Annotated in this window: 23 protein-coding genes; 14 read left to right on the forward strand and 9 right to left on the reverse strand. The window is 67.7% G+C overall.

Annotated elements, in window-relative coordinates; genetic code table 11:
* The first annotated feature begins 177 nt into the window (after positions 1-177).
* On the forward strand, positions 178-1,098 hold the full coding sequence (locus tag ACO2RV_RS12670; RefSeq protein WP_423293446.1) for a DMT family transporter: 921 nt from the start codon (positions 178-180) through the stop codon (positions 1,096-1,098).
* On the opposite strand, the gene ACO2RV_RS12675 is transcribed toward ACO2RV_RS12670, so the two are convergent.
* Positions 1,076-1,915, reverse strand: a complete 840-nt coding sequence (locus ACO2RV_RS12675) for a GNAT family N-acetyltransferase (RefSeq protein WP_423293448.1) — start codon at positions 1,913-1,915, stop codon at positions 1,076-1,078. The genes ACO2RV_RS12670 and ACO2RV_RS12675 overlap by 23 nt on opposite strands.
* Positions 1,916-1,951: 36 nt before the next feature.
* Between ACO2RV_RS12675 and ACO2RV_RS12680 the strand changes: the two genes are divergently transcribed.
* On the forward strand, positions 1,952-2,440 hold the full coding sequence (locus tag ACO2RV_RS12680) for a two pore domain potassium channel family protein (RefSeq protein ID WP_423293450.1): 489 nt from the start codon (positions 1,952-1,954) through the stop codon (positions 2,438-2,440).
* Positions 2,441-2,471: 31 nt separating this feature from the next.
* Here the strand turns inward: ACO2RV_RS12680 and ACO2RV_RS12685 are convergent, their stop codons facing one another.
* The gene (locus tag ACO2RV_RS12685) at positions 2,472-2,837 is read right to left on the reverse strand and encodes an MliC family protein (protein WP_423293452.1); all 366 of its coding nucleotides are present in this window, start codon (positions 2,835-2,837) and stop codon (positions 2,472-2,474) included.
* Between the two features lie 5 nt (positions 2,838-2,842).
* A complete protein-coding gene (gene puuE, locus ACO2RV_RS12690) occupies positions 2,843-3,760 on the reverse strand; it encodes an allantoinase PuuE (RefSeq protein WP_423293454.1) in 918 nt (305 codons plus the stop codon).
* A gap of 164 nt (positions 3,761-3,924) precedes the next feature.
* Between puuE and eda the strand changes: the two genes are divergently transcribed.
* Positions 3,925-4,572 carry a bifunctional 4-hydroxy-2-oxoglutarate aldolase/2-dehydro-3-deoxy-phosphogluconate aldolase gene (gene eda / locus ACO2RV_RS12695; RefSeq protein WP_423293456.1) on the forward strand — a complete coding sequence of 216 codons (648 nt, stop codon included), beginning with the start codon at positions 3,925-3,927 and terminating at the stop codon, positions 4,570-4,572.
* A 62-nt stretch (positions 4,573-4,634) separates the two neighbouring features.
* Here the strand turns inward: eda and serA are convergent, their stop codons facing one another.
* The 4 genes from serA to ACO2RV_RS12715 form a co-directional block, all read right to left on the reverse strand.
* On the reverse strand, positions 4,635-6,221 hold the full coding sequence (serA, locus tag ACO2RV_RS12700) for a phosphoglycerate dehydrogenase (RefSeq protein ID WP_423293458.1): 1,587 nt from the start codon (positions 6,219-6,221) through the stop codon (positions 4,635-4,637).
* A 232-nt stretch (positions 6,222-6,453) separates the two neighbouring features.
* On the reverse strand, positions 6,454-7,629 hold the full coding sequence (locus tag ACO2RV_RS12705; protein ID WP_423293460.1) for a phosphoserine transaminase: 1,176 nt from the start codon (positions 7,627-7,629) through the stop codon (positions 6,454-6,456).
* Between the two features lie 114 nt (positions 7,630-7,743).
* Positions 7,744-8,436, reverse strand: a complete 693-nt coding sequence (locus tag ACO2RV_RS12710; protein WP_423293462.1) for an outer membrane protein — start codon at positions 8,434-8,436, stop codon at positions 7,744-7,746.
* 124 nt (positions 8,437-8,560) lie between these two features.
* Positions 8,561-9,394 (reverse strand): tellurite resistance TerB family protein, encoded by an 834-nt coding sequence (locus tag ACO2RV_RS12715; RefSeq protein ID WP_423293464.1) that lies wholly within the window; start codon positions 9,392-9,394, stop codon positions 8,561-8,563.
* Positions 9,395-9,700: 306 nt separating this feature from the next.
* Here ACO2RV_RS12715 and ACO2RV_RS12720 point away from each other — a divergent pair, with 306 nt between their 5' ends.
* From ACO2RV_RS12720 to ACO2RV_RS12745, 6 genes are all read left to right on the forward strand, one after another.
* On the forward strand, positions 9,701-10,951 hold the full coding sequence (locus tag ACO2RV_RS12720) for a sarcosine oxidase subunit beta family protein (protein WP_423293466.1): 1,251 nt from the start codon (positions 9,701-9,703) through the stop codon (positions 10,949-10,951).
* A 9-nt stretch (positions 10,952-10,960) separates the two neighbouring features.
* Positions 10,961-11,248 (forward strand): sarcosine oxidase subunit delta, encoded by a 288-nt coding sequence (locus tag ACO2RV_RS12725; protein WP_423293468.1) that lies wholly within the window; start codon positions 10,961-10,963, stop codon positions 11,246-11,248.
* 1 nt (position 11,249) lies between these two features.
* Entirely contained in the window at positions 11,250-14,297 is a 3,048-nt protein-coding gene (locus ACO2RV_RS12730; RefSeq protein ID WP_423293470.1) for a sarcosine oxidase subunit alpha, read from the forward strand.
* Positions 14,290-14,853 (forward strand): sarcosine oxidase subunit gamma, encoded by a 564-nt coding sequence (locus ACO2RV_RS12735; RefSeq protein WP_423293472.1) that lies wholly within the window; start codon positions 14,290-14,292, stop codon positions 14,851-14,853. Before ACO2RV_RS12730 ends, ACO2RV_RS12735 begins: the two co-directional genes overlap by 8 nt.
* Positions 14,854-15,015: 162 nt before the next feature.
* Positions 15,016-16,380, forward strand: a complete 1,365-nt coding sequence (locus ACO2RV_RS12740; protein ID WP_423293474.1) for an L-serine ammonia-lyase — start codon at positions 15,016-15,018, stop codon at positions 16,378-16,380.
* 83 nt (positions 16,381-16,463) lie between these two features.
* Entirely contained in the window at positions 16,464-17,534 is a 1,071-nt protein-coding gene (locus ACO2RV_RS12745; RefSeq protein WP_423293476.1) for a GlxA family transcriptional regulator, read from the forward strand.
* Between the two features lie 23 nt (positions 17,535-17,557).
* On the opposite strand, the gene ACO2RV_RS12750 is transcribed toward ACO2RV_RS12745, so the two are convergent.
* Positions 17,558-18,253 carry a hypothetical protein gene (locus ACO2RV_RS12750; RefSeq protein WP_423293478.1) on the reverse strand — a complete coding sequence of 232 codons (696 nt, stop codon included), beginning with the start codon at positions 18,251-18,253 and terminating at the stop codon, positions 17,558-17,560.
* Positions 18,254-18,384: 131 nt separating this feature from the next.
* Between ACO2RV_RS12750 and ACO2RV_RS12755 the strand changes: the two genes are divergently transcribed.
* The 3 genes from ACO2RV_RS12755 (at position 18,385) to ACO2RV_RS12765 (ending at position 22,096) form a co-directional block, all read left to right on the forward strand.
* Positions 18,385-19,434 (forward strand): helix-turn-helix domain-containing protein, encoded by a 1,050-nt coding sequence (locus tag ACO2RV_RS12755; RefSeq protein WP_423293480.1) that lies wholly within the window; start codon positions 18,385-18,387, stop codon positions 19,432-19,434.
* Positions 19,435-19,570: 136 nt separating this feature from the next.
* Positions 19,571-20,830 (forward strand): aromatic ring-hydroxylating oxygenase subunit alpha, encoded by a 1,260-nt coding sequence (locus tag ACO2RV_RS12760; protein WP_423293482.1) that lies wholly within the window; start codon positions 19,571-19,573, stop codon positions 20,828-20,830.
* A 93-nt stretch (positions 20,831-20,923) separates the two neighbouring features.
* Positions 20,924-22,096, forward strand: a complete 1,173-nt coding sequence (locus ACO2RV_RS12765; protein ID WP_423293484.1) for a 2Fe-2S iron-sulfur cluster-binding protein — start codon at positions 20,924-20,926, stop codon at positions 22,094-22,096.
* 17 nt (positions 22,097-22,113) lie between these two features.
* On the opposite strand, the gene ACO2RV_RS12770 is transcribed toward ACO2RV_RS12765, so the two are convergent.
* Positions 22,114-22,791: a hypothetical protein gene (locus tag ACO2RV_RS12770; protein ID WP_423293486.1), complete on the reverse strand. Its 678-nt coding sequence runs from the start codon at positions 22,789-22,791 to the stop codon at positions 22,114-22,116.
* Between the two features lie 192 nt (positions 22,792-22,983).
* Between ACO2RV_RS12770 and ACO2RV_RS12775 the strand changes: the two genes are divergently transcribed.
* On the forward strand, positions 22,984-23,976 hold the full coding sequence (locus ACO2RV_RS12775; protein WP_423293488.1) for a GlxA family transcriptional regulator: 993 nt from the start codon (positions 22,984-22,986) through the stop codon (positions 23,974-23,976).
* A 95-nt stretch (positions 23,977-24,071) separates the two neighbouring features.
* Positions 24,072-24,857: a YoaK family protein gene (locus ACO2RV_RS12780; RefSeq protein WP_423293490.1), complete on the forward strand. Its 786-nt coding sequence runs from the start codon at positions 24,072-24,074 to the stop codon at positions 24,855-24,857.
* Positions 24,858-24,958 lie beyond the last annotated feature (101 nt).

Here is a 24,958-nt window from a genome sequence, read left to right on the forward strand (position 1 = left end):
GAAGCGGTGCGATCACCGACCACTCGAAATCCGTCAGGTCAAAGCGCGCCATCTCAACCTCCAGGGCTGAGATCAGTGAATCAAAACAATGCTCCGCTGGGAATCCCCTTATGGGTATGTCACCTAGAGCAATCGCACACCAATGGCCCCAGCCGAAGGGCCCTGCCGGATTGCGCCATGTTCCGCCGCCTGTTCGACGCGCCTTATGTGCTGCTCACCCTGGTCTCGCTGTTCTGGTCGGGCAATATCGTGCTTGGACGGCATGTCGCCGGCCAGGTGCCGCCGGTGGCGCTGGCGTGGTTCCGCTGGATGCTGGCCTTCGCGATCCTGCTGCCCTTCACCTGGCGCTATCTCCGGCAGGATTGGCCGATCATCCGCCGCAACCTCGGCGTGCTGACCCTGCTCTCGCTGTCCGGCATCACGCTGTACAACACCATCTACTACTGGGCGCTGCAGTACAGCCCGGCGCTCAACGGGCTCCTGATGACCTCGACCGGCCCGCTGCTGATCGCCGCCTGGTCCTTCGCGCTCATCGGCGAAAAGCTTTCGCTCGGGCAGGCCTTCGGCATCCTGCTGTCACTGACCGGGGTGGTGGTGATCATCTGCCGCGGCGATCTGAGCGTGCTCACCGGCATCGACTTCAACATTGGCGACGTGCTGTTCTTCGTCGCCATGGTGCTCTATGCCTTCTATTCGGCGCTGCTGGCGAAGCGCCCGGCGATGAGCCGCTACGGCTTCCTCGCCTTCTCGCTCGGCTGGGGCGCGGCACTGCTGACGCCCGCCTTCATCTGGGAGCGCTTTGAGGGGCCGTCGCTGCATTTCGACGGGCTGACGCTGGCCTCCATCGTCTATGTCGCGGTCTTCCCGTCGGTGCTGGCCTATCTGTTCTTCAATCGCGGCGTGGAACTGGTCGGCCCCAACCGGGCGGCGCCGTTCTTCCATCTCATGCCGATGTTCGGCTCGGTACTGGCGATCCTGTTCCTCGGCGAGACGCCGCATCTCTACCATGCGGTCGGCTATGCGCTGGTGCTCGGCGGGGTGATCACCGCGACGCTGTATGGACGGCGCAAGGCGGTCAGCCCAGCTCGAAGCTCGTGACGCCGTAGAGTTTGGCGATCTCCACCGGCCTCACCGGCCCAGTATACATGCGCGCGGTTTCGAACACCGGCGCGAGGCCATGACGACGCGCGAGTTCTTGCGCGGCGGCGTTCGGCTCCGGCACATCGAGCACGGTGTCGCCCTGCCCCGCCGCCATGTTGAGCGCCCCATAGACCGCCTCGGCCGCCGCCGCGTCCTCCGCCACCAGCGGCCCGATCTTCCAGCCGTGACGGGCCGGGCGCACCACGCCCCAGCCGGCAAGCCGCCCCTCGCGCAGCACGGCGCGGCCGACATGGCTCGCCGTCCCGAGCCACGCCTTCAGGAAAGCCGCGCGCGGTGCCGGGAAGATCGTCGCGTCGCTGGCCTCGATCGCCTCGAACGGCACGTCGCGAAGATCGACCGTGCCGTCCGATGTCCCCGTCCCGGTACGGCCGGCAAAGCGGATGTTGCGATAGGCAAACTGGAAGCCCTGCGAGGCATAGTTGGCCTGCTGCGCCAGCACGCCGTCGAGGCCGACGGTGCGGTCTCCCGCATGCGCGAGGCCCGCCTGCCAGAGCTTCCAGCCAATGCCGCGCCCGCGCATCTCCGGCCGCGCGATGTAGAAACCGAGAAAGGCGAAATGCGCGTCGTAATTGACCACCGAGATCGTCGCCGCCGGCACGCCCTCGACCTCGGCCACCCAGAAGCCTTCACCATCCATCGCGCCGAAGGCGACCGCGTCGGCGAGGCCCGGATTCCATCCCTCCGTTGCGGCCCAATCGATGGCGAGGGTGATTTCATCACGTAAGAGAGGACGGATATGAACGCTATCGGTCATGAACGGCGCCGCTGATTCGCCTGTAGGAAGTGCATCATGCTCGATGATCTGTTGCTGGGCATCCTCGTCTATATCGCGGTGATGCTTATCCATCTCGGAGCGACATTCCTCCTCGTCGCGCTCATCCGCCCCTATGGCCACTGGTTATGGGAGCGCCCGCATCTGCGGCTCACCCTCGCCTTGCTGGGTGCCAACGTTCTGCTGCTGGCCGCGCATCTGATGGAGGTCGGGCTGTGGGCGACGCTCTATTCCCATCTCGATCTCGTCGACAATGCGGCCGACGCCTATTACTCGGCCTTCCTAAACTACACGACGCTGGGCAGTGGCGAAGCCCACGGCAACCTCCATACGCGGCTGCTCGATCCGATTGCCGCCGGCAGCGGCATATTGATGTTCGGCTGGTCGACCGCCTTGCTGATCTATGTCCTGCAGGGCCATGTCCATAACCTGATCACCACGCGCCGGATTCCGAACCCCGGCGAGACGGCGCGCTCGCGCCACTCGGCCGGCGACGAGATCAGCTAGACGAGAAGACACACGGCCGGTTCCGTGCCGCTCAGTCCTGCGTGCAGCTGGCGATGGGCGGGGCGTTCTCGCCTTTAGTGAGGTCATAGAGGCTGGCCGTATTGCCCTTGGTCCACCAGACGAAGCGGTCGCCGGCATATTTGGCGCCGGAGCCGGCCAGCACATTCGCCATCACCACGAACTCGTCGTTGAAGGCGACGGTCGCCAGCGCGATCGGCGGGGCGTTGATATAGGTCGCCGTCACGCCCTTCAGCTTGTCGCAGCTATAGGTGACCTTGGTGGTGATCACCGAGGAGCCCTTGGGCAGCGGGATGACGATGCGGTCCGCCGCGAGGGCCGGGCCGGCGCATCCGAGCATCATGGCGACGGCGATGAGACGAAATCGAGGTGCGGTCACGGGGCTCACTCCGGCTTGTGATGGGCGTGCCAATGGCGGGCAATGTCGATCCGACGCGTCACCCACACCCGGTCATGCGCCGCAATATGGTCGAGAAAGCGCTCCAGCCCGACAATGCGCCCCGGCCGTCCGACGAGCCGGCAATGCAGCCCGATGTTCAGCATCTTCGGCGCTTCCGCCCCCTCGGCATAGAGTGCATCGAAACTGTCGCGCAGATAGGCGAAGAACTGGTCGGAATTGTTGAAGCCCGCCGCCACGGCAAATCGCATGTCGTTGGTGTCGAGCGTGTAGGGGATCGACAGATGCGGCCCGCGCGGCCCCTCCACCCAGAACGGCAGATCGTCGGAATAGATGTCGGAATCGTAGAGAAACCCGCCCTCCTCCATCACGATCCGCCGCGAATGTTCCGAGGTGCGCCCGGTGTACCAGCCGAGCGGACGCTCGCCGACGATGCGGGTGTGCAAGGCAATCGCAGCGTCGAAATCGGCCTTCTCCGCCTCATAGGTATGGTCGCGATAGTCGATCCATTTCAGCCCGTGACTGGCGATCTCCCACTCGGCCTCCTTCATCGCGGCGACCGCTTCCGGGTTTCGCGCCAGCGCGGTGGCAACGCCATAGACTGTGACCGGCAGGCCGCGCCGGGTGAACAGACGCCACAGCCGCCAGAAGCCGGCGCGCGCGCCATATTCGTAGATCGACTCCATGTTCAGGTGCCGCTGGCCCGGCCAGGGCTGCGCGCCGACGATTTCGGAGAGAAACGCTTCCGACGCCTTGTCACCGTGGAGAATCGAGTTCTCCCCGCCCTCCTCGTAGTTGATGACGAACTGCACCGCGATGCGCGCGCCGCCCGGCCATTTCGGGTCCGGCGGATTGCGGCCATAGCCGATGAGGTCGCGGGGATAGACGGAATCGAATTTGAACATGGGCTGCTACTCGGGCCGGCGCACGGAAATCACTCCCCCCGAGGCTAATGCCTTAGCGGGCCGGGCGGAACATTATCTCGCAGCTGCGGCATAAATCTTGGTTCCCCCTCTCGACAAGCCGGAACAGGCCGGTGTTGATGGCGCAAACAGCTTGAAGGTGTCCGATGTCGCTTCCCGATCCCAGCTTCCTGCTTGCCCGCGCCCCGGTGGTTCCGGTCGTCACGGTCCCGAGCGTCGCCGCCGGCGTCAAGCTCGCCCGCGCTTTGGTCGAAGGCGGCCTGCCGCTGATCGAGGTCACGCTGCGCACGCCGGTGGCGCTGGAAGCCATCGCCGCCATCGCCGCCGAGGTGCCGGACGCGATCGTCGGCGCAGGTACGGTGACGCGGCCCGAACTGGTGCAGAAGTCCATCGAGGCCGGCGCGCGCTTCCTCGTCAGCCCCGGCTGCCCGCCGGCGCTCGCCGAGGCGCTGGCGGAAGCGCCGGTGCCGGTCATGCCCGGCTGCGCCACCGCCACCGAAGCGATGACGCTGCACGCCATGGGCTTCCCCGTGCTGAAGCTGTTCCCGGCCGAATCGGTGGGCGGGGCGAACCTCATCAAGTCGCTCGCCGGCCCGCTGCCGGATCTGCGCTTCTGCCCGACCGGCGGCATCGGCCCGCACAATGTCGGCAACTACCTGTCGCAGCCCAACATCCTCGCGGTGGGCGGCTCCTGGGTGTGCCCCAACGAGGCGGTGGCGCTGGGTGACTGGGAGCAGATCGTCGCCCTGTCCAAGGCCGCCGCCAAGCTGCATCGGGCAGCGTTTCCGGGCTGAGGTAAAGAAAACGCCCGCCAGAGGAACCCGGCGGGCGTTGTTTCTCGACGCAGTGCCGCCGCTCAGAACGCCAGCGGCTTGGCCTGCTTGACCGAGGGAAGCTGCTGCACCTTGTCGAGCAGTTCGGCCGGCACCTTGCCGTCGACCTCGACCAGCGCGATGGCGTCGCCGCCCTGCCGGTCGCGGCCGAGCGCGAAGGTGGCGATATTGATGCCGGCATCGCCCAGAAGGCTGGCGAAGCGGCCGACGAAGCCCGGTCGGTCCTCATTGGTGACGTAGAGCATCGAGGGCGCGAACTCCGCGTCGACCTTGATACCCTTGATGTCCACGATGCGCGGGCGCCCATCGGCGAAGACAGTGCCGGAAATGGAGCGCTCCAGCTTGTCGGTGATGACGGTGAGCGTCACCAGGCTCTCATAGTCGCCGGCGACGTCGCGGGTGGTCTCCTCCACAACGATGCCGCGCTCCTTGGCGACGCTGGGCGCCGAGACGACGTTGACGTCGGCCAGCGCCGGGCGCAGCAGGCCGGCCACCGCTGCCGAGGTCAGCGCCTTGATCTTCAGCCCCGCCACCGCGCCGTCATAGGTGATGCGCACGGTCTTGATGTCGGTGTCGGTCAACTGGCCGGCGAAGGAACCGAGCTTCTCCGCCAGCTCGATGAAGGGCTTCAGCTTCGGGGCCTCCTCCGCCGTGATGGAGGGGAAGTTGACGGCGTTGGAGATGGCGCCGCGCAGCAGATAGTCGCTCATCTGCTCGGCAACCTGCAGCGCGACATTCTCCTGCGCCTCGGTGGTGGAGGCGCCCAGATGCGGCGTGCACACCACATTGGGGTGGCCGAACAGTACGTTGTCGGTGGCCGGCTCGGTCACGAACACGTCAAAGGCCGCGCCCGCGACATGGCCGAAATCCAGCGCCGCCGCGAGCGCCGCCTCGTCGACCAGCCCGCCGCGCGCGCAATTGACGATGCGCACGCCCTTCTTCGTCTTGGCGATCGCCTCGGCGGAGAGCACGTTGCGGGTCTTGTCGGTCAACGGCGTGTGCAGGGTGATGATGTCGGCGCGGGCGAGCAGATCGTCCAGTTCCACCTTCTCCACGCCGATGTCGAGCGCGCGCTCGGGCGAGAGGAAGGGGTCGAAGGCGACGACCTTCATCTTCAGGCCGAGGGCGCGGTCGGCGACGATGGAGCCGATATTGCCGCAGCCGATGATGCCGAGCGTCTTGGCGGTCAGCTCGACGCCCATGAAGCGGTTTTTCTCCCACTTGCCGGCCTGGGTCGAGGCATCGGCGGCGGGGATCTCGCGGGCCAGCGCGAACATCATGGCGATGGCGTGCTCGGCGGTGGTGATGGAGTTGCCGAACGGCGTGTTCATCACGATCACGCCCTTGGCGGTGGCGGCCGGGATGTCGACATTGTCGACGCCGATGCCGGCGCGGCCGACCACCTTGAGCCGCTTGGCGCTCTCCAGGATCTTCGGCGTCACCTTGGTGGCCGAGCGGATGGCGAGGCCGTCATAATTGCCGATGATCTCGGCCAGCTTGTCCTTGTCCTTGCCGAGGTTGGGCTGGAAGTCGACCTCGATGCCGCGATCCCGGAAGATCTGCACGGCGGCCGGGGACAGGGCATCGGAAATGAGAACGCGGGGAGCCATCGGCTTCATCCTGTTCGGAAATGGTTGCGGGCGTCCCGCCGGTGGCGGGAGGACATTTCACCCCGCCGCTGGCGGGAGGGGACGACGAAGCGTTCGTCGGGCAGGCGCTCGAACGTGTTTCCGCGGCGATACGCGGCCGGGAGGAGACAGCCAATTCGCCACGGAACCAGAGCAACCTGCCCCCTCGCCGTCCCCTCGCGTCAGCGGCGAGGGGGATCAGGCGAGGGCGCGATCAGGCCGCCTGCTTGAGCGCCGCCTTGGCGTCCGCGAAGGCCCAGTCGAGCCAGGGCAGCAGCGCCGCGACATCGGAGGTCTCGACCGTGGCGCCCGCCCAGATGCGCAGGCCCGCCGGGGCGTCGCGATAGGCGCCGATGTCATAGGCGACCTTGGCCTTTTCCAGCGCGCCGGCGATCGCCTTGGCGAAAGCCGCCTGTGCGTCGGCCGGCAGCGCCTTCACCTCGGGATCGGAGACCACTAGGCACACCGAGGTGTTCGAGCGCGTCGCCGGGTCCGTGGCGAGGAAGTCGATCCAGGGCGTGCGGGCGACATAATCGGCCAGCACCTTGAAGTTGGCATCGGAGCGCGCGCGCAGGCCCTTGAGCCCGCCGACCTGCTTCGCCCATTGCAGCGCGTCGATATAGTCCTCGACGCAGAGCATGGACGGGGTGTTGATGGTCTCGCCCTCGAAGATGCCCTCGACGATCTTGCCGCCCTTGGTCATGCGGAAGATCTTCGGCAACGGCCATGCCGGTACATAGCTTTCCAGCCGCTCCACCGCGCGCGGGGAGAGAATGAGCATGCCGTGGCCGCCCTCGCCGCCGAGCACCTTCTGCCAGGAGAAGGTCACGACATCGAGCTTGGCCCAGTCGAGATCCTGCGCGAAAGCTGCCGAGGTGGCGTCGCAGATGGTGAGGCCGGTGCGGTCGGCGGCGATCCAGTCGCCATTGGGCACGCGCACGCCGGAGGTAGTGCCGTTCCAGGTGAAGACCACGTCATGGTCGAAATTCACCTGGCCGAGATCGGGGAGCTCACCGTAGCCGGCCTTGAGGACGCGGGCGTCCTTGAGCTTGAGCTGCTTGGCGACATCCGTCACCCAGCCTTCGCCGAAGCTCTCCCACGCCAGCAGGTCGACCGGGCGGGCGCCGAGCAGCGACCACAGCGCCATCTCGACCGCGCCGGTGTCCGAGGCGGGAACGATGCCGATGCGGTAATCGGCGGGAATATCGAGGACCTCGCGGGTCAGGTCGATGGCCAGCTTCAGCTTGGCCTTGCCGACCTTGGCGCGGTGGGAGCGGCCGAGCGGCGCATCGCTCAGGGCTTCCAGCGTCCAGCCGGGACGCTTGGCGCAGGGACCAGACGAGAAATTGGGATTGGCCGGCTTCGCCGCCGGCAGAGCGATATTCGTCATATGAGCCATCCTTCCAGATGGGTGCCCCTCGGTGGGGAGGGGTAGCCCGGAACGGGATGTACTCCCGGCCGTGGAAGGTCGCAAGCGGATTTTCCGCCGGGCCAGCGGACCGGATCAGTCGATCAGGTAGCGCGCGCCGAGGCGGATCTCGTGCGCGGTCTGGTCGAGGTCCGGCAGGCCGCCGCCGAGGCTGACGCCGTCGAGATTGAGATAGCGGTAGCCGACATCCACCTGCCAGTTCGGCCCGGTGGAAATCGCGATACCCGCCATCAATGCCCAGGCGACTCCCCAGCCATCGGTGTCACCGATGTCGGTGCCGAGCAGTTCGATGTCCGCGAGCGAGATGTAGCCGGCGCCAACGCCGCCGCCGAGATAGGGCGTCACGCTACCCCAATGGGCGAAGTCGACATAGACATTGGCGAGCGCGGTCGCGACGCTGAATTTGCCGGACAACGGACCGAGACCGTAATCCGCGCGGGAGCGGTAGTCGCCGGTCACGTCGACGCGCAGCCAGTCATTCAGCCGCACGCCCGCGCCGATGCCGAACACGGCCGCGTCGTCGATGGTCGCAGCCGTCACCGGCGTGAAATCGAGATCGGACCATTTCGGCTTGTCGTTGACGACATAGCCGATGTCGCCGCGCAGGTACCAGCCGCTGGTGGTCTCGATCTCAGGCGCATTGGCGAGCAGATCGTCCGCCGCGCGCAGATCCGCCGCCGCGGCCGGGACACAAAGCCCCGCCCCCGCCAACCCACCGACCGCGAGCCCGAAAGCCAGCCTCACCCGCATCGCAACCGCGCGCGCCATATGCGTTACCCCCGACGCGCCGGATCGCTTCCGGCAGCCTTCGACAGCCGCGAATGTCGCGCAGATAGCTTAAGGACGGCTTAACCTTAACACTTAACCATATTCCGGTGCCGGATCCTGCCCATCACCCCTGCCGAGCGGCGCGGGCGGCTGCCTCCAGATGCGGCACCAGTTCCGGCTCCAGCTTCAGCGCCATGGCAAGGCGCGCAAGGAAGGCGCGCTCGGCGCTCGTGTCCGCGTCGATGGTCAGCAGCGCGGAGATGTAGACCTCCGCCGCCTGCTCGGCATTGGTGACGCTGCCGGCAATGTCCTGCACGCTCGCCGGCTTCGCCAGTTCGTCGGCGAGGAAGCGCTCGGCCTCGTCGAGCCGCGCCCCCTGCTCGTTGAGCTTGCCGCTGATCGCGAGGCGCTCGCTCTCGTCGACATGCCCGTCGGCCAGCGAGGCCGCGATCATGGTGCGCAGCAGGGTGACCGGGAAATGCGTGTGGTCGGCCTGCGCCGGATGAAAGGGCGAGTGCTCGGGCGGCAGCGGCTGCTGCGGCGGCAGCGGGGTGGCGGCCTGCTGCGGCTGCTGGCCCTGCTGGTAATTCTGGTAGGCCTTGTAGGCCAGCGTACCGACAAGGGCGAGGCCGCCGAGCGCGACGGCATTCTTCGCCACCTTGCGGCCGCCCTTCGAGCCGAGCACCAGCGACACCAGCGCGCCGGCCGCGGCGCCCGAGGCGAGCGAGCCGCCGTTGCCGGCCAGATAGTCCTTCGCCCGGCCGACAAGGTCGCCGCTGCCCGAGGACTGCCCGCCCGGAGCGCCGGAGAGCCCTCCTGTCAGGCCGCCGATCAGGTCGCCAAGGCCGCCGGCCGAACCGCCCTCCTGCCGGGCCGGCAGGTTGCCCTGGCTTGTCCCCGGCGATCCGAGGAACTGGTCGAGAAGCCGCTTGGCGTCGAAATTTCCGCTGTTGAACATGTCTCGTCCCGATCTGATGGCCATCCGGAGTTAAGCACCGATCATGGCTTCCGCAAGGAAAGCGCCGGTCGCATTTCGTCTTCCAGCTTAAGCCCCCGACGACAGCGGCCGCATGACGCGTATCAACGCGGCAATGCGCGGGTTCTCGCGGGGGGCGAAACGTCGCCGATCGACAAGCAATGTCGCTTCCGTTCAACCATAGCGCCGAAACAATGCTCGCCGTCCCGAGCCTGCCGCGCGAGCATGTCGCATCAACGTCATGCGTCGCCCTCTCCTTCAGCGAGGTCGTCAGCGTTGGAGGCAGATGTGCAGAAATTCTCCGGCTTCGAGCTTTTCCGCCGCGCGCTCGGCGGCCACAAGAGCTGGCAGCCCCAGTGGCGCACCCCCGAGCCCAAGCCCGAATACGATGTGATCATCGTCGGCGCCGGCGGACATGGCCTGGCCGCGGCCTATTACCTCGCCAAGGAGCACGGCATGTCCCGCGTCGCGGTGATCGAGCGCGGCTGGCTCGGCGGCGGTAATACCGGCCGCAACACCACCATCGTGCGCTCCAACTACCTGTTCGACGAGAGCGCCGCGCTCTACGAGCACGCGGTGAAGCTGTGGGAAGGCCTGTCGCAGGACCTGAACTACAATGTGATGTATTCGGCGCGCGGCGTGCTCATGCTGGCGCACAACCATCACGACGAGATCAGCTTCAAGCGCCATGTCCACTCGAACCGCCTCAACGGCGTCGACAATGAGTGGCTGAGCGCCGAGCAGGTGAAGGAATTCTGCCCGCAGCTCAACATCAAGAGCATGCGCTACCCCATCATCGGCGGCGCGCTGCAACGGCGCGGCGGCACCGCCCGGCACGATGCGGTGGCCTGGGGCTTTGCCCGCGGCGCGGATTCGCGCGGTGTCGACATCATCCAGAACTGCGAGGTCACCGGCATACGCCGCGGGCCGAGCGGCGCTGTCGAGGGGGTCGAAACCTCCAGGGGTTTCATCCGGGCGAAGAAGGTCGGCGTCTCCGCCGCGGGCCATACCTCGGTGGTGATGGCGATGGCCGGCGTGCGCATGCCGCTGGAAAGCTACCCGCTGCAAGCTCTCGTGTCGGAGCCGGTGAAGCCGGCCTTCCCGACGGTGGTGATGAGCAATACCATCCACGCCTATATCTCGCAGTCCGACAAGGGCGAGATGGTGATCGGCGCCGGCACCGACGCCTACACCTCCTACTCGCAGCGCGGCGCGCTGCACGTCACCACCCATACGCTCGACGCCATCTGCGAGCTGGTCCCGCAGTTCCGCCGCCTGCGCATGCTGCGCAACTGGGGTGGCATCGTCGACGTGACGCCCGACCGCTCGCCCATCATCGCCAAGACGCCGGTTCCCGGCCTCTATGTGAATTGCGGCTGGGGCACCGGCGGCTTCAAGGCGACGCCGGGCTCGGGCAACGTCTTCGCTCACACCATTGCGAAGGACGAGCCGCACCCGATCAACGCGCCCTTCACGCTGGAGCGCTTCCGCGACGGTTTCCTCATCGACGAAGCGGCCGCCGCCGCCGTCGCGCACTGAGAGGCAAGCATGCTCATCATCGACTGCCCCTGGTGCGGCGCGCGGCCCGAGGTCGAGTTCCGCTATGGCGGCGAGGCGCATGTCGCCCGCCCCGCCGATCCCTCCGCCCTGTCCGACCAGGAATGGGCCGACTTCCTGTACAACCGCACCAATCCCAAGGGCCTGCACGCCGAGCGCTGGCGCCACATCCATGGCTGCGGACGTTACTTCAACGCCGTGCGCGACACGGTGAGCGACTTCTTCGTCGTCACCTACAAGGCTGGCGAAGCGCGGCCGGATATTGGCGGGGACAAGTGAGATGACCAACCGCTTCCGCACCGCCTCGGGCGGCCGCGTCGACCGTTCCGCCTCGGTCTCCTTCCGCTTCGACGGCAAGACCTTCACCGGCTACAAGGGCGATACGCTTGCCTCGGCGCTGATCGCCAACGGCGTCCACCTCATTGGCCGCTCGTTCAAATATCACCGCCCGCGCGGCTTCCTTTCCGCCGGTTCCGACGAGCCGAACGCGCTGGTCAATGTCTCCCGCGACGCCGCCCGCTCGGCGCCGAACCTGCGCGCTACGCAGGTCGAACTCTATGAGGGGCTGAAGGCGACGAGCCAGAACCGCTGGCCCTCGCTCTCTTTCGATGCCGGCGCGCTGAACGACCTCGCCTCGCCCTTCCTGCCCTCCGGCTTCTACTACAAGACCTTCATGTGGCCGGCCGGCGCATGGAAGAGCTTCTACGAGCCGAAGATTCGCGCCATGGCGGGCCTCGGCGTGGCGCCGACCCTGCCGGACCCGGACCGCTACACCCAGAACTACGCCCATTGCGACGTGCTGGTCGTCGGCTCCGGCCCGGCCGGCCTTGCGGCCGCGCTGGCGGCGGCGGAGAGCGGCGCCAAGGTTTGGCTGGTCGACGAGCAGGCTGAATTCGGCGGCTCGCTGCTCTCCGAGCTGACCGCGACCATCGAAGGAAAGCCGGCTAAAGAGTGGCTGGCGGACACCCTCGCCACCCTTGCGGCGAAGGACAACGTCACGCTCAAGCCGCGCACCACCGCGTTCGCCTATTTCCCGCACAACATGATCGCGCTGGTCGAGCGCGTGACCGAGCACCTCGCCTCCCCCGGCACCGAGCTGCCGCGCGAGCGGCTCTGGCAGCTGCGCGCTAAGGAAGTCGTGCTGGCGGCCGGCGCGCTCGAGCGCCCGCTGGTGTTTCCGGACAATGACCGGCCCGGCGTGCTGCTGGCGGATTCCGGGCGGACCTATCTCAACCGCTATGGTGCGAAGCCCGGCGAGCGCGCGGTGATCTTCACCGCCTGCGATGCCGGCTACCGCGCCGCGCTCGACCTCAAGGCCGGCGGCGTCACCATCGCCGCCATCGCCGACCTGCGCCGCGAGCTGCACGGTGAATTGCCGACCCGCGCGCTGGCGGCCGGCATCGACGTGCGCCCCGGCACGGTAGTCACCGGCACGTCGGGGCGCCTGCGCGTCTCCGCTGCCCAGCTCGCCAAGATCGCGGGCGGGCCGAGCATCGACCCGGTCGGGCCCTCCGAGACGATCGCCTGCGACACCGTGCTGATGTCCGGCGGCTTCACCCCGAGCGTGCACCTGTTCTCGCAGTCGCGCGGCAAGCTGGTGTGGGACGCCGAGACCGCCGCCTATCTCCCCGGCACCTCGGTCGAGCGCGAGCGCTCGGCCGGCGCCTGCCGCGGTGTCACCGGCCTCCAGCGCGTACTGGAAGACGGCTATGCGCAGGGCGAGGCAGCGGCGAAGGCCGCGCGTGAGGTCGCGTCGCCGGCGCGCGGCGCCACGCCGCTGCCCGGCACGTCCTCGCGCGCCTTCCCGGCCGCGGCCGACGATCTCGGCACGGATGGCTTCATCGGCGCCACGCCGCATGCGCGCAACCCTGCCCTCACCAAGGCCTTTGTCGACTGGCAGAACGACGTCACCGCCAAGGACATCAAGCTGGCCACCCGCGAAGGCATGCGCTCCATCGAGCATGTGAAGCGCTACACCACCACCGGCATGGCGACCGACCAGGGCAAGACGTCGAACATGAACGCCCTCGGCATCGTCTCCGAGGCGCTCGGCGAGAGCGTGCCGAAGATCGGGCTCACCACCTTCCGCCCGCCCTTCACCCCGACCACCTTCGGCATCTTCGCCGGCGAGGCGCGCGGCGACCTGTTCGATCCGCTGCGCAAGACCGCGATCCACGACTGGGCGGCCGAGCACGGCGCCGCCTTCGAGGATGTGAGCTTGTGGAAGCGCGCCTGGTATTTCCCCGAGGCCGGGGAAGACCTGCATGCCGCCGTCGCCCGCGAGTGCAGGGCGGTGCGCTCGGGCGTCGGCATGTTCGACGCCTCGACGCTCGGCAAGATAGAGATCGTCGGCCCGGATGCCGCCGAGTTCATGAACCGCATCTACACCAACGCCTGGGCCAAGCTGGAGCCCGGCCGGCTGCGTTACGGCGTCATGCTGCGCGAGGACGGCTTCGTCATGGATGACGGCGTCGTCGGCCGCATGGCGCCGGACCGCTTCCATGTCACCACCACCACCGGCGGCGCCCCGCGCGTGCTTGCCCATATGGAGGACTATCTCCAGACCGAGTGGCCGGACCTCGATGTGTGGCTCACCTCCACCACCGAGCAATGGGCGGTCATCGCCGTGCAGGGTCCGAAGGCCCGCGAGGTGCTCGCGCCTCTCATCGAGGGCATCGACCTCTCCAAGGAAGCCTTCCCGCATATGAGCGTGCGCGAGGGCACCATTCTCGGCGTGCCGACCCGGCTGTTCAGCGTGTCCTTCACCGGCGAGCTGGGCTTCGAGGTCAATGTGCCGGCGCAGTATGGCCGCTTCGCCTGGGAAGCCATCTACGCCGCCGGCGAGCGCTTCGGCATCACGCCTTACGGCACCGAGACCATGCATGTGCTGCGCGCCGAGAAGGGCTACATCATCGTCGGCCAGGAGACCGACGGCACGCAGGTGCCGGACGACGTGAATCTGGGCTGGGCGGTCGGCAAGGCGAAGAAGGACTTCGTCGGCAAGCGTTCGCTCGCCCGCGACGCCATGTCCGCACCGGACCGCAAGCAACTCGTCGGCCTGAAGACCACCGATCCCCGGACGGTGCTGGAGGAAGGCGCGCAGATCGTCGCCGATCCCAAGGCGCCGGTGCCGGTGCCGATGCTCGGCTTCGTCACCTCCTCCTACCACAGCGCCGTGCTCGGCCGCTCCATCGCGCTTGCCCTGATCAAGGGCGGGCGCGCCCGCATCGGCTCCCGCCTGTCGGTGCCGATGCAGGACCGCGTGATCGAGGTCGAAGTGGTGGAACCCGTGTTCTATGACCCCAAGGGAGAGCGCCTGAATGGCTGAGCCCCTCGCCGCCTACCCGCTCGACGCTCTGGTCGCCCGGTCGCCTCACATCGAGGCCGCGCGCCTCATAGCCCTCGGCCCGGCGGCGCGCCTCGCCTTTCGTGGTCGCGAGGCCGCTATTCAAGCCGCCGAGGAAGCCTTCGGCGTCGCCCTGCCGCGCGAGTCCAACCGGCGCAACGAGGCGAACGGCCGCCACGCTTTGTGGCTCGGCCCGGACGAGTGGATCCTGCTCGCGCCCGGTGCGGATCCAGCCCCGATCTTCGCGGCGATCGAGGCCGCCACCGCTGGCCTGCCGCATTCGCTGGTGGATGTCTCCGCGCGCAGCGTCGGCGTCGAACTGGCCGGCCCCAAGGCCGCCTTCGTGCTGAACCAGGGCAACCCGCTCGACCTGTCGCTGGAAGCCTTCCCGGTCGGCGCCTCGACGCGCACCGTCTTCCACAAGGCGGAGATCGTGCTGTCGCGCATCGCTGACGACGTGTTCCACATCGACGTCTGGCGCTCCTTCGCGCCCTATGTCTGGGAGCTTCTGGAACAGGGCCGGCGCGAGCTGGCCTAACCCTTTCCCCCGAACGATACGGCCCCGGACGGTCACAGATTGCCCGGGTTTGCGCGCCACAAAGGCGCCAAGGGCGGCAAACGCCCGCACAAGAACAACCTGCCATCAGAGGACACCGCCGGCGCATCTCACCGCGTCCGGTCGAGGGACACAGCTGCGCGCATGATCAGCGTCTTCGAGCTTTTCAAGATCGGCATCGGCCCATCCTCCTCCCATACGGTGGGGCCGATGGTGGCGGCAGCGAGTTTCGTCAGCGATCTCGCTGCCTCCGGTGCCCTCGCCCGCACGGCGTGCGTCGAGACCGTGCTCTATGGCTCGCTGGCCTGGACCGGAAAGGGCCACGGTACCGACAAGGCGGTGATCCTCGGCCTCGCCGGCCAGCGCCCGCAAACCGTCGACCCCGACCATGCCGAGGCCCTGGTCGCAGAGGCCGTGAGCCATCGCCGCCTGTTCCTGGCCGAGCGGCACGGCGTGCCTTTCGACGCCGAGCGGGACATCCGCTTTGACGGCGTCTCCGCCACGCCCAAGCACCCCAACACGCTGGCCTTCCGCGCCTTCGACGCGGAAGGCGCGCTTATCGTCGAGGAGCGCTGGTGCTCCATCGGCGGCGGCTTCGTGGTGCGCGAGGAAGCGGTCGGGCAGCCGGCGCCGCCCGACGAGATCGCCCTGCCCTACCCTTTCCACAACGCCCGCGAATTGCTGGCGGTCGCGGAGAGCGCGGGCCTGACCATCGCCGAGCTTGTGCTCGCCAACGAGCAGGCGCGGCGCCCGGCGGACGAGGTCACCGCGCATCTCGACGCCATCGTCGACGCCATGATGTCCTGCGTCGATCGCGGCATCGCCACCTCGGGCGAACTGCCCGGCGGACTGAAGGTGCGCCGCCGCGCCAAGGCGATCCACGACACGCTGCTGACGCGCAATGCCCGCACCCCGCATGAGGTTATGGACTGGGTCAGCCTCTACGCCATCGCGGTGAACGAGGAGAACGCCGCCGGCGGGCGTGTCGTCACCGCCCCCACCAATGGCGCGGCCGGCGTGGTTCCGGCGACGCTGCGCTATTATCTCGACCATTGTTCCAGCGCGAGCCGCGCCGGCATGCACGCCTTCCTGCTCACGGCGACCGCCATCGGCGCGCTGTTCAAGATGAACGCGTCGATCTCCGGTGCCGAGGTCGGCTGCCAGGGCGAGGTCGGCGTCGCCTGTTCCATGGCGGCGGCGGGTCTTGCCAGCGCGCTCGGCGGCAGCAACGCGCAGATCGAGAACGCCGCCGAAATCGGCATGGAACATCATCTCGGCATGACCTGCGACCCCATCGGCGGCCTCGTGCAGGTGCCCTGCATCGAACGCAATGCCTTCGGGGCGATCAGCGCCGTCAACGCGGCTTCGCTGGCGCTGCATGGCGACGGCACACACATCGTCTCGCTCGACAAGGTCATCGTCACCATGCGCGAAACCGGCCGCGACATGGCGACCAAATACAAGGAGACCTCGCTCGGCGGTCTCGCGGTGAACCTGCCCGAATGCTGAAGCCTGGCCGCCCCCGCGACGAATCGGCGCCGTCCTTGCTACGCCACGCTGCAAATTTGCTATGCTGCACGTCGGAGCAGGCAATGAACCAGCAACGCCCCCTTTCGAGGACCTCGCCCGGCACCGGCCCAGGCTCGCCGGCGGCTGCGGCCGTGCCGGTGCTGAATGTCGGTTTCGTGCTGACCGACAACTTCACCCTCTCGGCTTTCTCGCTGATGGTGGACCAGTTCCGCCTCGCCGCGGACGATGGCGACCGCTCGCGGCCGATCCGCGCCCGCTGGCAGGTCATGTCCTCGCATCCCGAGCCGATCCGGGCGAGTTGCGGCGTCACCGTCTCGCCTTCCGGCCCGCTCGCTGAGCCGACGGGCTTCGACTACATCATCGTCGTTGGTGGCCTGCTGCATGGCGGCCAGCATGTCGACGACGAGACCGTCGCCTGGCTCAAGCGCGGGGCGCGTGCCGGCGTGCCGCTGGTCGGCGTCTGTACCGGTTCCTTCGTGCTCGCCCGTGCCGGGCTGATGACCGGCCGGCGCTGCTGCGTCTCCTGGTATCACTATCAGGACTTCCTCGAGGAATTCCCGCACCACACGCCGGTGGCCGACCGGCTCTATGTCATCGATGGCGACCGCATCACCTGCGCGGGCGGCGGCGGCGCGGCGGATCTCGCCACCGCGCTGGTGGAGAAGCATCTCGGCCGCTCAGCGGCGCAGAAGGGCCGGCACATCCTGCAGCTCGACCGGCAGCGGCCGGGTAGCGAGTCCCAGCCGCACCCACCGATCGCCGACCTCGTCGCCGACGACCGCGTGCGCCGCGCCCTGCTGATGATGGAACAGCACCTCGCCGATCCGCTGCCAATCGCCGACATCGCCCGCAGGCTGCAACTTTCCACCCGCCAGTTGGAACGCCTGTTCCAGACCGTGATGGGCCAGCGCCCCGCCGAGTTCTACCGGGGCCTCCGACTGCGCTATGCCCGCTTCCTGCTCGACACCACCGGCCGCTCGGTGACCGACATCGCGCTGGAGGCCGGCTTCTCCGACTGCGCGCATTTCTCCCGCCAATTCAAGGCGCAGCATGGTTTCACGCCGTCCGACGCGCGGGCGCAGTCCCCCGGCCCGATGGCGCGAAACCTCGCCGCGCAGCGCCTGTTCGAATAGCTGTCGAGCGGCGCGCCGGCCGTTCACCGGATGGACAGCCGCACATAGTCCGCGCTGACCGCGATCCGGGTCGTCGCCGTGGGATCGTTCGACAGCGCGGTGTCGACCAGCGCCGCCTTGGCATCGACCTGCCAGCCCACCTTCGCGCCGGCCCCCAGCGCAATCTCGGCATCGAGCGAGCCGACCGCGAAGCTCACCGCGCGCGGCGCGCCTTCCCCCGTATTGAGCCGCGCCCGCAGTGCGGTTCCACTGACGTCGACCTGCTCGACCGCGCCGGAGAATTCGACATCGCCAGCGCGCGTGTCGATGACGAGCGTGCCGAAACGCCCGTCGAGCCGGGCCTGCACCGCCTGCACCGCGATATCGACCGACACGCCCAGCGGCAGCTGGGCCGTCAGTTCCACCGTGCAATCGGAGGTCTCGAGGAAGGAGGGCGTCACCACATCGACATGGAGCACCGTGCCCTCCACCCACATGCGGCTCGACGTGCGGCAGTCATTATAGAACCAGCTCGAATACCAGCGGGAGAACCAGCCGGAGCGCCGGGCACCGAGCCGGGCCTCCATCGGCCCGCCCGCCTGTGCGGTGAGCACGAGCGCGGCGGCATCGCCGGTGATCTCGACCCGCTGCACGCGAGAGACGTCGAGCCGGCTCGGCTGCGCTACGGCGAGCCCCGGCAGGGCGAGCAGAAAGGCCAGGGTGATCAGGGCCATCTTCATAGAAGGCTCTCCGGAAATGAAACGATGCCTCACTTTCGCTTTCAGCCGCTTCGGCCGCGATCTCGATCACGTTTCAGGTCGACCTCATCCGCGATCCGGGCCAGAACGGCATGACTTCACCGGTTACACCCATGATCTTCGTCCCGCTGCCCTTCGTCGTCGCGCTGATCCTGTCGCTGCTGGCCATACGCCTCGTGCGGTCCGAGGAGGGCGGGCGCCATCACGCCCTGTTCCTCGCGCTGATCACGGCCTACGCCGTGCAATCGGTGCTGGTCGGCCTGCGCTGGGGCTATGATCTGCGCGCCGTGCTGCCGTTCCAGGCGGTGCTGGCGGGCTTCATCGCGCCGCTCGCCTATGTCGCCTTCCGCAGCCTCACCGAGGACGACGCGAAAGACGGCGCCGCCCGGCTGTGGCCGCATCTGGTCCTGCCGCCGCTGGCGGTGGCGGTGCTGTTCGCCTGGCAGCCGGCGCCTATCGGGCCGCTGATGGTGGCGCTGTTCCTCGCCTATGGCGGCGGCCTGTTCTGGCTTGCCCGGCGCGGGCCGGACGGGCTGGTCGGTTCGCGGCTCGACGGCGCCGTGCGGTCCTATCGCGCGCTCATTCTCACCGCGAGCGCGCTCATCGGTTCGGCGTTGATGGATGTGGTGATCTCGTTCGATCTCGACTGGACCGGCGGGCGGAATACGCCGGCGCTGATCGCCTCGTTCAATGTCGTCGCCCTGCTGGTGCTGGGTGCCGCCGCCGCCGCCGCCGATTCCGGCGCGACGGAAGTCTCGGACGAGGCGCCCATCGCCGCGCCGGAGACTTCCGCTCACGATGAGACGGCGGAAGATCTCGCGGCGGAAGATGCCGCCATCCTCGCCGCGCTCGAAGCGCTGATGCGCGAACGCCGGCTCTACACCGATGCCGATCTCGATCTCGGCCGCCTCGCCCGGCGCCTCGTCCTGCCGGCCCGGCGCCTGTCGCAGGCGATCAACCGCGCCCATGGCGTCAGCGTCTCGCACTATGTCAACGACCTGCGCATCCGCGAGGCGCAGCGCCTGCTCATCGAAACCGACCTGCCGGTGACGCGGGTGATGATGGAGGCCGGCTTCCTCACCAAGTCCAACTTCAACCGCGAATTCCGCCGCATGGCGGGCACCAGCCCCTCCGCTTGGCGACGGGAGAGGGCGAAAGCGTAGAGCCACCTCTCACGCCTGCGGGAAATGTCGGCTACAGGAAAGGTACTGTCGCATTCGTGAAAGTCGGCAACGCGCTTCCGTCGAACAATTCCAGACATGACAAGCGGGCTCGGGACCCGCGAGGGAGAACAAGTCGATGCTGGATTCCACGCAAACGCCGCTCAAGGCACTGCTGCGCCGCCGCAAGCCGGGCTACAGCCTGGAGGCTCCGTTCTACACCAGCCCCGAGATCTTCGAGGCCGACATGGAGGTCATCTTCGGCCGCCACTGGATCTTCGTCGGCGTCGAGCCGGACATCCCGGAGCCGGGCGACGCGATGACGCTCGACATCGGCAAGTACTCCATCGCCATCGTGCGCGACGACGACAACGAGGTCCGCGCCTTCCACAATGTCTGCCGCCATCGCGGCGCGCGCCTCGTGCTCGATTACAAGACCACGGTCGGTAATCTGGTCTGCCGCTACCATTCCTGGACCTACGGTCTCGACGGCAAGCTGATCTTCGCCGAGCATATGGGCCAGGATTTCGATCCCGGCTGCCATGGCCTCAAGCCCGTGCATGTGCGCTCGCTGGAAGGCCTGATCTTCGTCTGCCTCAGCGACGATCCGCCGGCCGATTTCGACGTCATGGCCGCGCGCATGGCGCCCTATCTCGCCCCGCACGACCTGAGAAACGCCAAGGTCGCCTTCGAGAAGGACATCATCGAGCCGGGCAACTGGAAGCTCACCATGGAGAACAACCGCGAGTGCTATCACTGCGCGGGCAACCATCCCGAGCTCACCGTGCCGCTGTTCGCCTATGGCTTCGGCTTCGCCCCGGAAGAGCTGGACGACCACGGCCGCAAGGAGGCCGAGGATTACGCCAGGCTCGTGACCACCTCGCATCGCGAATGGGAAAGCTGCGGCTTCCCCTCGGAAATGATCGAGCATCTCGACGACATGGTGACGGGGTACCGCACCGAGCGCCTGCCGCTGGCCGGCGACGGCGAGAGCCACACCAACGACACCAAGGCGGCCTGCAAGAAGCTGCTCGGCACCATCAACGACCCCCGGCACGGCGCGCTGCACTTCTGGACCCAGCCGAATTCGTGGCACCATTTCATGTCCGACCACGCGGTGGTGTTCTCGGTGCTGCCGCTCGATGCCGAACGCTCGCTGCTGCGCACCAAGTGGCTGGTGCACAAGGATGCGGTCGAGGGCGTCGATTACGACCTCGAAAACCTCGTCGGCGTGTGGGACGCCACCAACGATCAGGACTCGACGCTGGTCGGCTACTGCCAGGAAGGCGCGCGCTCGCCGGCCTATGAGCCCGGCCCCTACTCGCCGCACACCGAGATGCTCGTGGACAAGTTCTGCAACTGGTACATCGGCCGCATGGCCGAGCACACCGGGCGCTGAAACCCGATCGCGACCTCCCCTTGCCTACCTCTCTCCCCGGCGGGGAGAGGGGCTAAGGTCGTTGATGCGACGACACTGAAAGACCGGAACACCATGGACGCCGCCACTCCCACCGTCTCGCCCGACCCCGCCGCGCTGCGCCTCACTGGCAATCTCCCGCAATGGGATCCGGAGGCCGACGACGCCCTGATCGTGCGCGAGATCCGCGACGAGACGGCGGATGTGAAGACCTTCGTCCTGGCGCCGAAGAATCCCGTCATCTTCCGCTACGCGCCCGGCCAGTTCCTCACCCTCGATCTCGAAATCGGCGGCGAGAACATCAACCGCTGCTACACCATCGCCTCCGCGCCCACGCGCCCGCACACGCTGTCCATCACCGTGAAGCGCGTGCCGAACGGGCCGGTGTCGAACTTCCTGCACGACCATGTGAAGGTCGGCTCGGTGCTGCGCGCGGTCGGGCCGATGGGCGATTTCTCCTGCCTCATACAGGGCACGCCTTCACCCGCGCCGAAATATCTGTTCCTGTCCGGCGGCAGCGGCATCACCCCGCTGATGTCGATGTCCCGCACCTTCCACGACCTCGGCGAGGGGCGCGACATCGTCTTCGTGCATGCGGCGCGCTCGCCGGCCGACATCATCTTCCGTGCCGAGCTGGAACTGATGGCGCGGAACAGCAGGAACTTCCGCTTCGCTCCGGTCTGCGAGGCCGACTCGCCGTTCGAGCCGTGGCACGGCCTGCGCGGCCGGCTGAATCTCGGCGCGCTCAACCACATCGCGCCGGACTACAGGGAGCGCGAGGTCTTTGTCTGCGGCCCCTCGGCCTTCATGGCGGCGGTACGCGAGATGCTGAAGGGCGCGGGCTTCGACATGACCCGCCATCACGAGGAGAGTTTCGACTTCGCCGAACTCGCGCGGGCCGAACCCGACATCGCGGCCGAGGTCACGTCGGCCGAAGGGCTACAGGCGGTCGACCATGCGCTGGAAGAAGCCGCGCCGGCCGTCACCACCTATACCGTTGCCTTCGCCAAGCAGAACCGCACCATCGAGTGCCGCTCCGACATGTTCGTGCTCGACGCGGCGCGCCGGGCCGGGGTGCGCCTGCCGTCCTCCTGCTCGAAGGGGCTGTGCGGCACCTGCAAGTCGAAGCTGGTCTCGGGCACGGTGGACATGAAGCATGGCGGCGGCATCCGCCAGCGCGAGATCGATGCCGGCATGGCGCTGCTGTGCTGCTCCAAGCCCACCAGCGACCTCGTGGTCGATCGCTGAACTCCGCCGCGGCGCGGTCAGCGGACCAGATCGATCGCGCCGCTGACCGCCTGCTTCACCGAGTCGATCGCGGAGGACGCGCCGTCGCGCACCGCCCCATACGCGCTCTGCGTGCCCTCGACCGTACGCTCGACGAGCTCGCCGGGGCTCGGCAGCGAGAAACCTTCGCTTTCGGCCGCGACGACCGGCGCCGGAGGCGGCACCGTGGCCCGCGGCTCGGCCGGCTCCATGACCGAATAGGAAGCCCGGATGATCATCGGGTCGCGCGTGTCGCACGCGCCCTCGCAGCGGTCGAACCGCTCCACGCCGCTCGGCAGGGTGCTGGCCGTCTCGGCGACATGTTTGGTCGGCACGGGTTTGGCCGGTGCCGGCTTGACGGCGGCGACCACCGGCTTTGACGGCGGCGTCGGCTGATACAGCGCGGCCGGGTCGATCGCGCGGAGCAGGCCCGGAATCCCCTGACGGTCGGCCTTGCGCGCCGCCTCCGCCTCATTGAGCAGCACCTCGCTGGGCTCGTCGATGAGGCGGGCGATTTCTCTCTGTTGCGTCTGCTGGGTAAGCCCGCGCTGATAACCGTGGTCATCGGCGACGACATAGGCTCCCACCCCGATGAACACGGCGAAGCCGGCCGGCAGCAGGATGCGTCCGGGAAGCCAGCCATGGAAAGAGCTGAGCGATGTTGTCATGATGCGCATGGAATGATCCTCGCGTTTCGATGACGCCATTTCGTCGTTGACGGGAGGCATTTTTGCGGCGGCATTGCTGCCCGGCGATGACGATCACTGGGAATTTGTGAGCGGTTTGTTTCGCGGCTCAAGATCTGGAAATATTTGGCAACAAACACATCGACAGCAAGACTTGACCATCTACATCGGTGAACCCCAACCGTGCTCGACCTCGCCGCCCTCACGCGCATCGGCTTCCTGACGCTGCCGAACCATTCGATGATCGCCTGCGCCAACGCGCTCGAAGCGCTGCGCATGGCGAATTACGTCGCCGAGGCCGAGCTCTATTCCTGGCGCATCATCACCCTCGACGGCACGCCGGCGCCGGCGAGCAACGGGCTTACCCTTTCGCCCACCGTGGCGCTGGGCGAGGCCGGACCGTTCGATCTGCTGCTGGTCTGCGGCGGCATCGACATCCGCCATGCCGCCCCGCCGCACCTCGCCGATGCGCTGCGCCGGCTCGCCCGGCGGGGCACTGCCCTCGGCGCGCTGTGCACCGGCAGCTTCGTGCTGGCGGAAGCGGGCCTGCTCGATTTCCACCGCTGCGCGGTGCACTGGGAAAACCTGTCCTCCATCCGCGAGGAATTCCCCGAGGTTGAGTTCGTCGAGGAGGCCTTCGTTATCGACCGCGACCGGCTCACCTGCACCGGCGGCATCGCCCCGCTGGAGATGATGCTGGCGCTGATCGAGGCCAAGGGCGGGCGCGCGCTCGCCGACAAGGTGTCCGAGCAGTTCATCGTCGACCCGGCCGGGCGCCGACCGCGCGAGAAGACGGCGGCGCGCCCCCGCCCGGCACTGCCGGACCCGACCCTCGCCCGCGCGGTGCGCATGATGGAGGCGGCCATCGAGCGCCCGCCCGGCATCGCCACCATCGCCAAGCGTCTCGACGTCACCACTCGTCACCTCGAGCGTCTCTTTCAACGTCACCTCAAAATCACCCCCGCCGCTTACCATCTCGGCCTGAGGCTGGAGCGGGCGCGCGAATTGCTGCGCCTCTCGCCGCTGCCGGTCACCGATGTCGGGCTGGCCTGCGGCTTCCAATCGGCGGCGCATTTCTCCACCGCCTACGCCCGCCGTTTCGGCCGCCCGCCAAGCCGCGAACGCCGGGGCTCAGCATCACGCGGCGCCGCCACGGAGCGCACCAACGCTACGTAAGCGTTGTTTACTATGGCGTTGGAAGGTTCGTGGTATTAATTACACAGGCATCTTCACTCTGGCCCGATGAACGCGGGACATCCCGCGCAGTTGCCATGAACGCGCCTATGAAGCCGAACGGCTACCGCAATCTGGCGGCCCGCTACAGCGACCTGACGTCCGACATGCTGGCGCCCGAGCGCACGCCGCTGGCGGACGCATGGCTCGGCCTGCCCATGACTTTCGTCGCCGGCGCGACCAATGCCGGCGGTCTGCTGGCGGTCGGCCAATACACCTCGCACATGTCGGGCATCATCTCGGCGGCAGCAGACCATGCCATTCTCGGCGCCATGGACCTCGTCCTCGCGGGCGGCGGCGCCCTCATCGCCTTCGTGCTCGGCGCTGCGACCTCGGCCGTGCTGGTCAATTGGGGACGGCGGCATTATGCCGGCCGGGAATATTCCCTGCCTCTGACGTTGGAGGCCGTGCTGCTGCTCGCCTTCGGCATGCTCGGCTTCTACACCCGCCAATATAGCATCGCCCTCGCCATGGAGGTCGCGGTGCTGTGCTTCATCATGGGGTTGCAGAACGCCACCGTGACCAAGCTGTCCGGCGCCAAGATCCGCACCACCCACATGACCGGCATCGTCACCGATATCGGCATCGAGCTGGGCAAGCTGTTCTATTCGAACCACCGCCGGCGGCGCGTCCCCGGCGCGCCGCTGGTGATGGCGGACCGCGAGAAGCTCAAGCTGCTGTCCTATTTCCTCGGCTGCTTCTTCTTCGGCGGGCTCGTCGGCGCCATCGGCTTCAACTATGTCGGCTTCGTCTTTTCGGTGCCGCTGGCCCTGCTGGTGTTCGCCCTGGCCGGCCCTTCGGCGCTGCGCATCCTGTTCCGCTGAGGCGGGTCGCAGTTCTCCCGGTACGATGGCGCAAATCTTCTGTTCGCCATAGGCGTTTGCGACCTATCGTGTGACCGTCGGAGCCGGTCCCGCAGCGTGGC

Origin of the sequence: Ancylobacter sp. VNQ12, assembly GCF_049445835.1 — a bacterium.
Lineage (GTDB): Bacteria > Pseudomonadota > Alphaproteobacteria > Rhizobiales > Xanthobacteraceae > Ancylobacter.

What these genes read in the sequence shown, in the direction of transcription:
- ACO2RV_RS12670 (WP_423293446.1), top strand. Translation starts at nt 178, where the DNA reads ATGTTCCGCCGCCTGTTCGACGCGCCTTATGTGCTGCTCACCCTGGTC.
- ACO2RV_RS12675 (WP_423293448.1), bottom strand. Translation starts at nt 1,915, where the DNA reads ATGACCGATAGCGTTCATATCCGTCCTCTCTTACGTGATGAAATCACC.
- ACO2RV_RS12680 (WP_423293450.1), top strand. Translation starts at nt 1,952, where the DNA reads ATGCTCGATGATCTGTTGCTGGGCATCCTCGTCTATATCGCGGTGATG.
- puuE (WP_423293454.1), bottom strand. Translation starts at nt 3,760, where the DNA reads ATGTTCAAATTCGATTCCGTCTATCCCCGCGACCTCATCGGCTATGGC.
- eda (WP_423293456.1), top strand. Translation starts at nt 3,925, where the DNA reads ATGTCGCTTCCCGATCCCAGCTTCCTGCTTGCCCGCGCCCCGGTGGTT.
- serA (WP_423293458.1), bottom strand. Translation starts at nt 6,221, where the DNA reads ATGGCTCCCCGCGTTCTCATTTCCGATGCCCTGTCCCCGGCCGCCGTG.
- ACO2RV_RS12705 (WP_423293460.1), bottom strand. Translation starts at nt 7,629, where the DNA reads ATGACGAATATCGCTCTGCCGGCGGCGAAGCCGGCCAATCCCAATTTC.
- ACO2RV_RS12710 (WP_423293462.1), bottom strand. Translation starts at nt 8,436, where the DNA reads ATGGCGCGCGCGGTTGCGATGCGGGTGAGGCTGGCTTTCGGGCTCGCG.
- ACO2RV_RS12715 (WP_423293464.1), bottom strand. Translation starts at nt 9,394, where the DNA reads ATGTTCAACAGCGGAAATTTCGACGCCAAGCGGCTTCTCGACCAGTTC.
- ACO2RV_RS12725 (WP_423293468.1), top strand. Translation starts at nt 10,961, where the DNA reads ATGCTCATCATCGACTGCCCCTGGTGCGGCGCGCGGCCCGAGGTCGAG.
- ACO2RV_RS12730 (WP_423293470.1), top strand. Translation starts at nt 11,250, where the DNA reads ATGACCAACCGCTTCCGCACCGCCTCGGGCGGCCGCGTCGACCGTTCC.
- ACO2RV_RS12735 (WP_423293472.1), top strand. Translation starts at nt 14,290, where the DNA reads ATGGCTGAGCCCCTCGCCGCCTACCCGCTCGACGCTCTGGTCGCCCGG.
- ACO2RV_RS12740 (WP_423293474.1), top strand. Translation starts at nt 15,016, where the DNA reads ATGATCAGCGTCTTCGAGCTTTTCAAGATCGGCATCGGCCCATCCTCC.
- ACO2RV_RS12745 (WP_423293476.1), top strand. Translation starts at nt 16,464, where the DNA reads ATGAACCAGCAACGCCCCCTTTCGAGGACCTCGCCCGGCACCGGCCCA.
- ACO2RV_RS12750 (WP_423293478.1), bottom strand. Translation starts at nt 18,253, where the DNA reads ATGAAGATGGCCCTGATCACCCTGGCCTTTCTGCTCGCCCTGCCGGGG.
- ACO2RV_RS12755 (WP_423293480.1), top strand. Translation starts at nt 18,385, where the DNA reads ATGATCTTCGTCCCGCTGCCCTTCGTCGTCGCGCTGATCCTGTCGCTG.
- ACO2RV_RS12760 (WP_423293482.1), top strand. Translation starts at nt 19,571, where the DNA reads ATGCTGGATTCCACGCAAACGCCGCTCAAGGCACTGCTGCGCCGCCGC.
- ACO2RV_RS12765 (WP_423293484.1), top strand. Translation starts at nt 20,924, where the DNA reads ATGGACGCCGCCACTCCCACCGTCTCGCCCGACCCCGCCGCGCTGCGC.
- ACO2RV_RS12770 (WP_423293486.1), bottom strand. Translation starts at nt 22,791, where the DNA reads ATGCGCATCATGACAACATCGCTCAGCTCTTTCCATGGCTGGCTTCCC.
- ACO2RV_RS12780 (WP_423293490.1), top strand. Translation starts at nt 24,072, where the DNA reads ATGAACGCGCCTATGAAGCCGAACGGCTACCGCAATCTGGCGGCCCGC.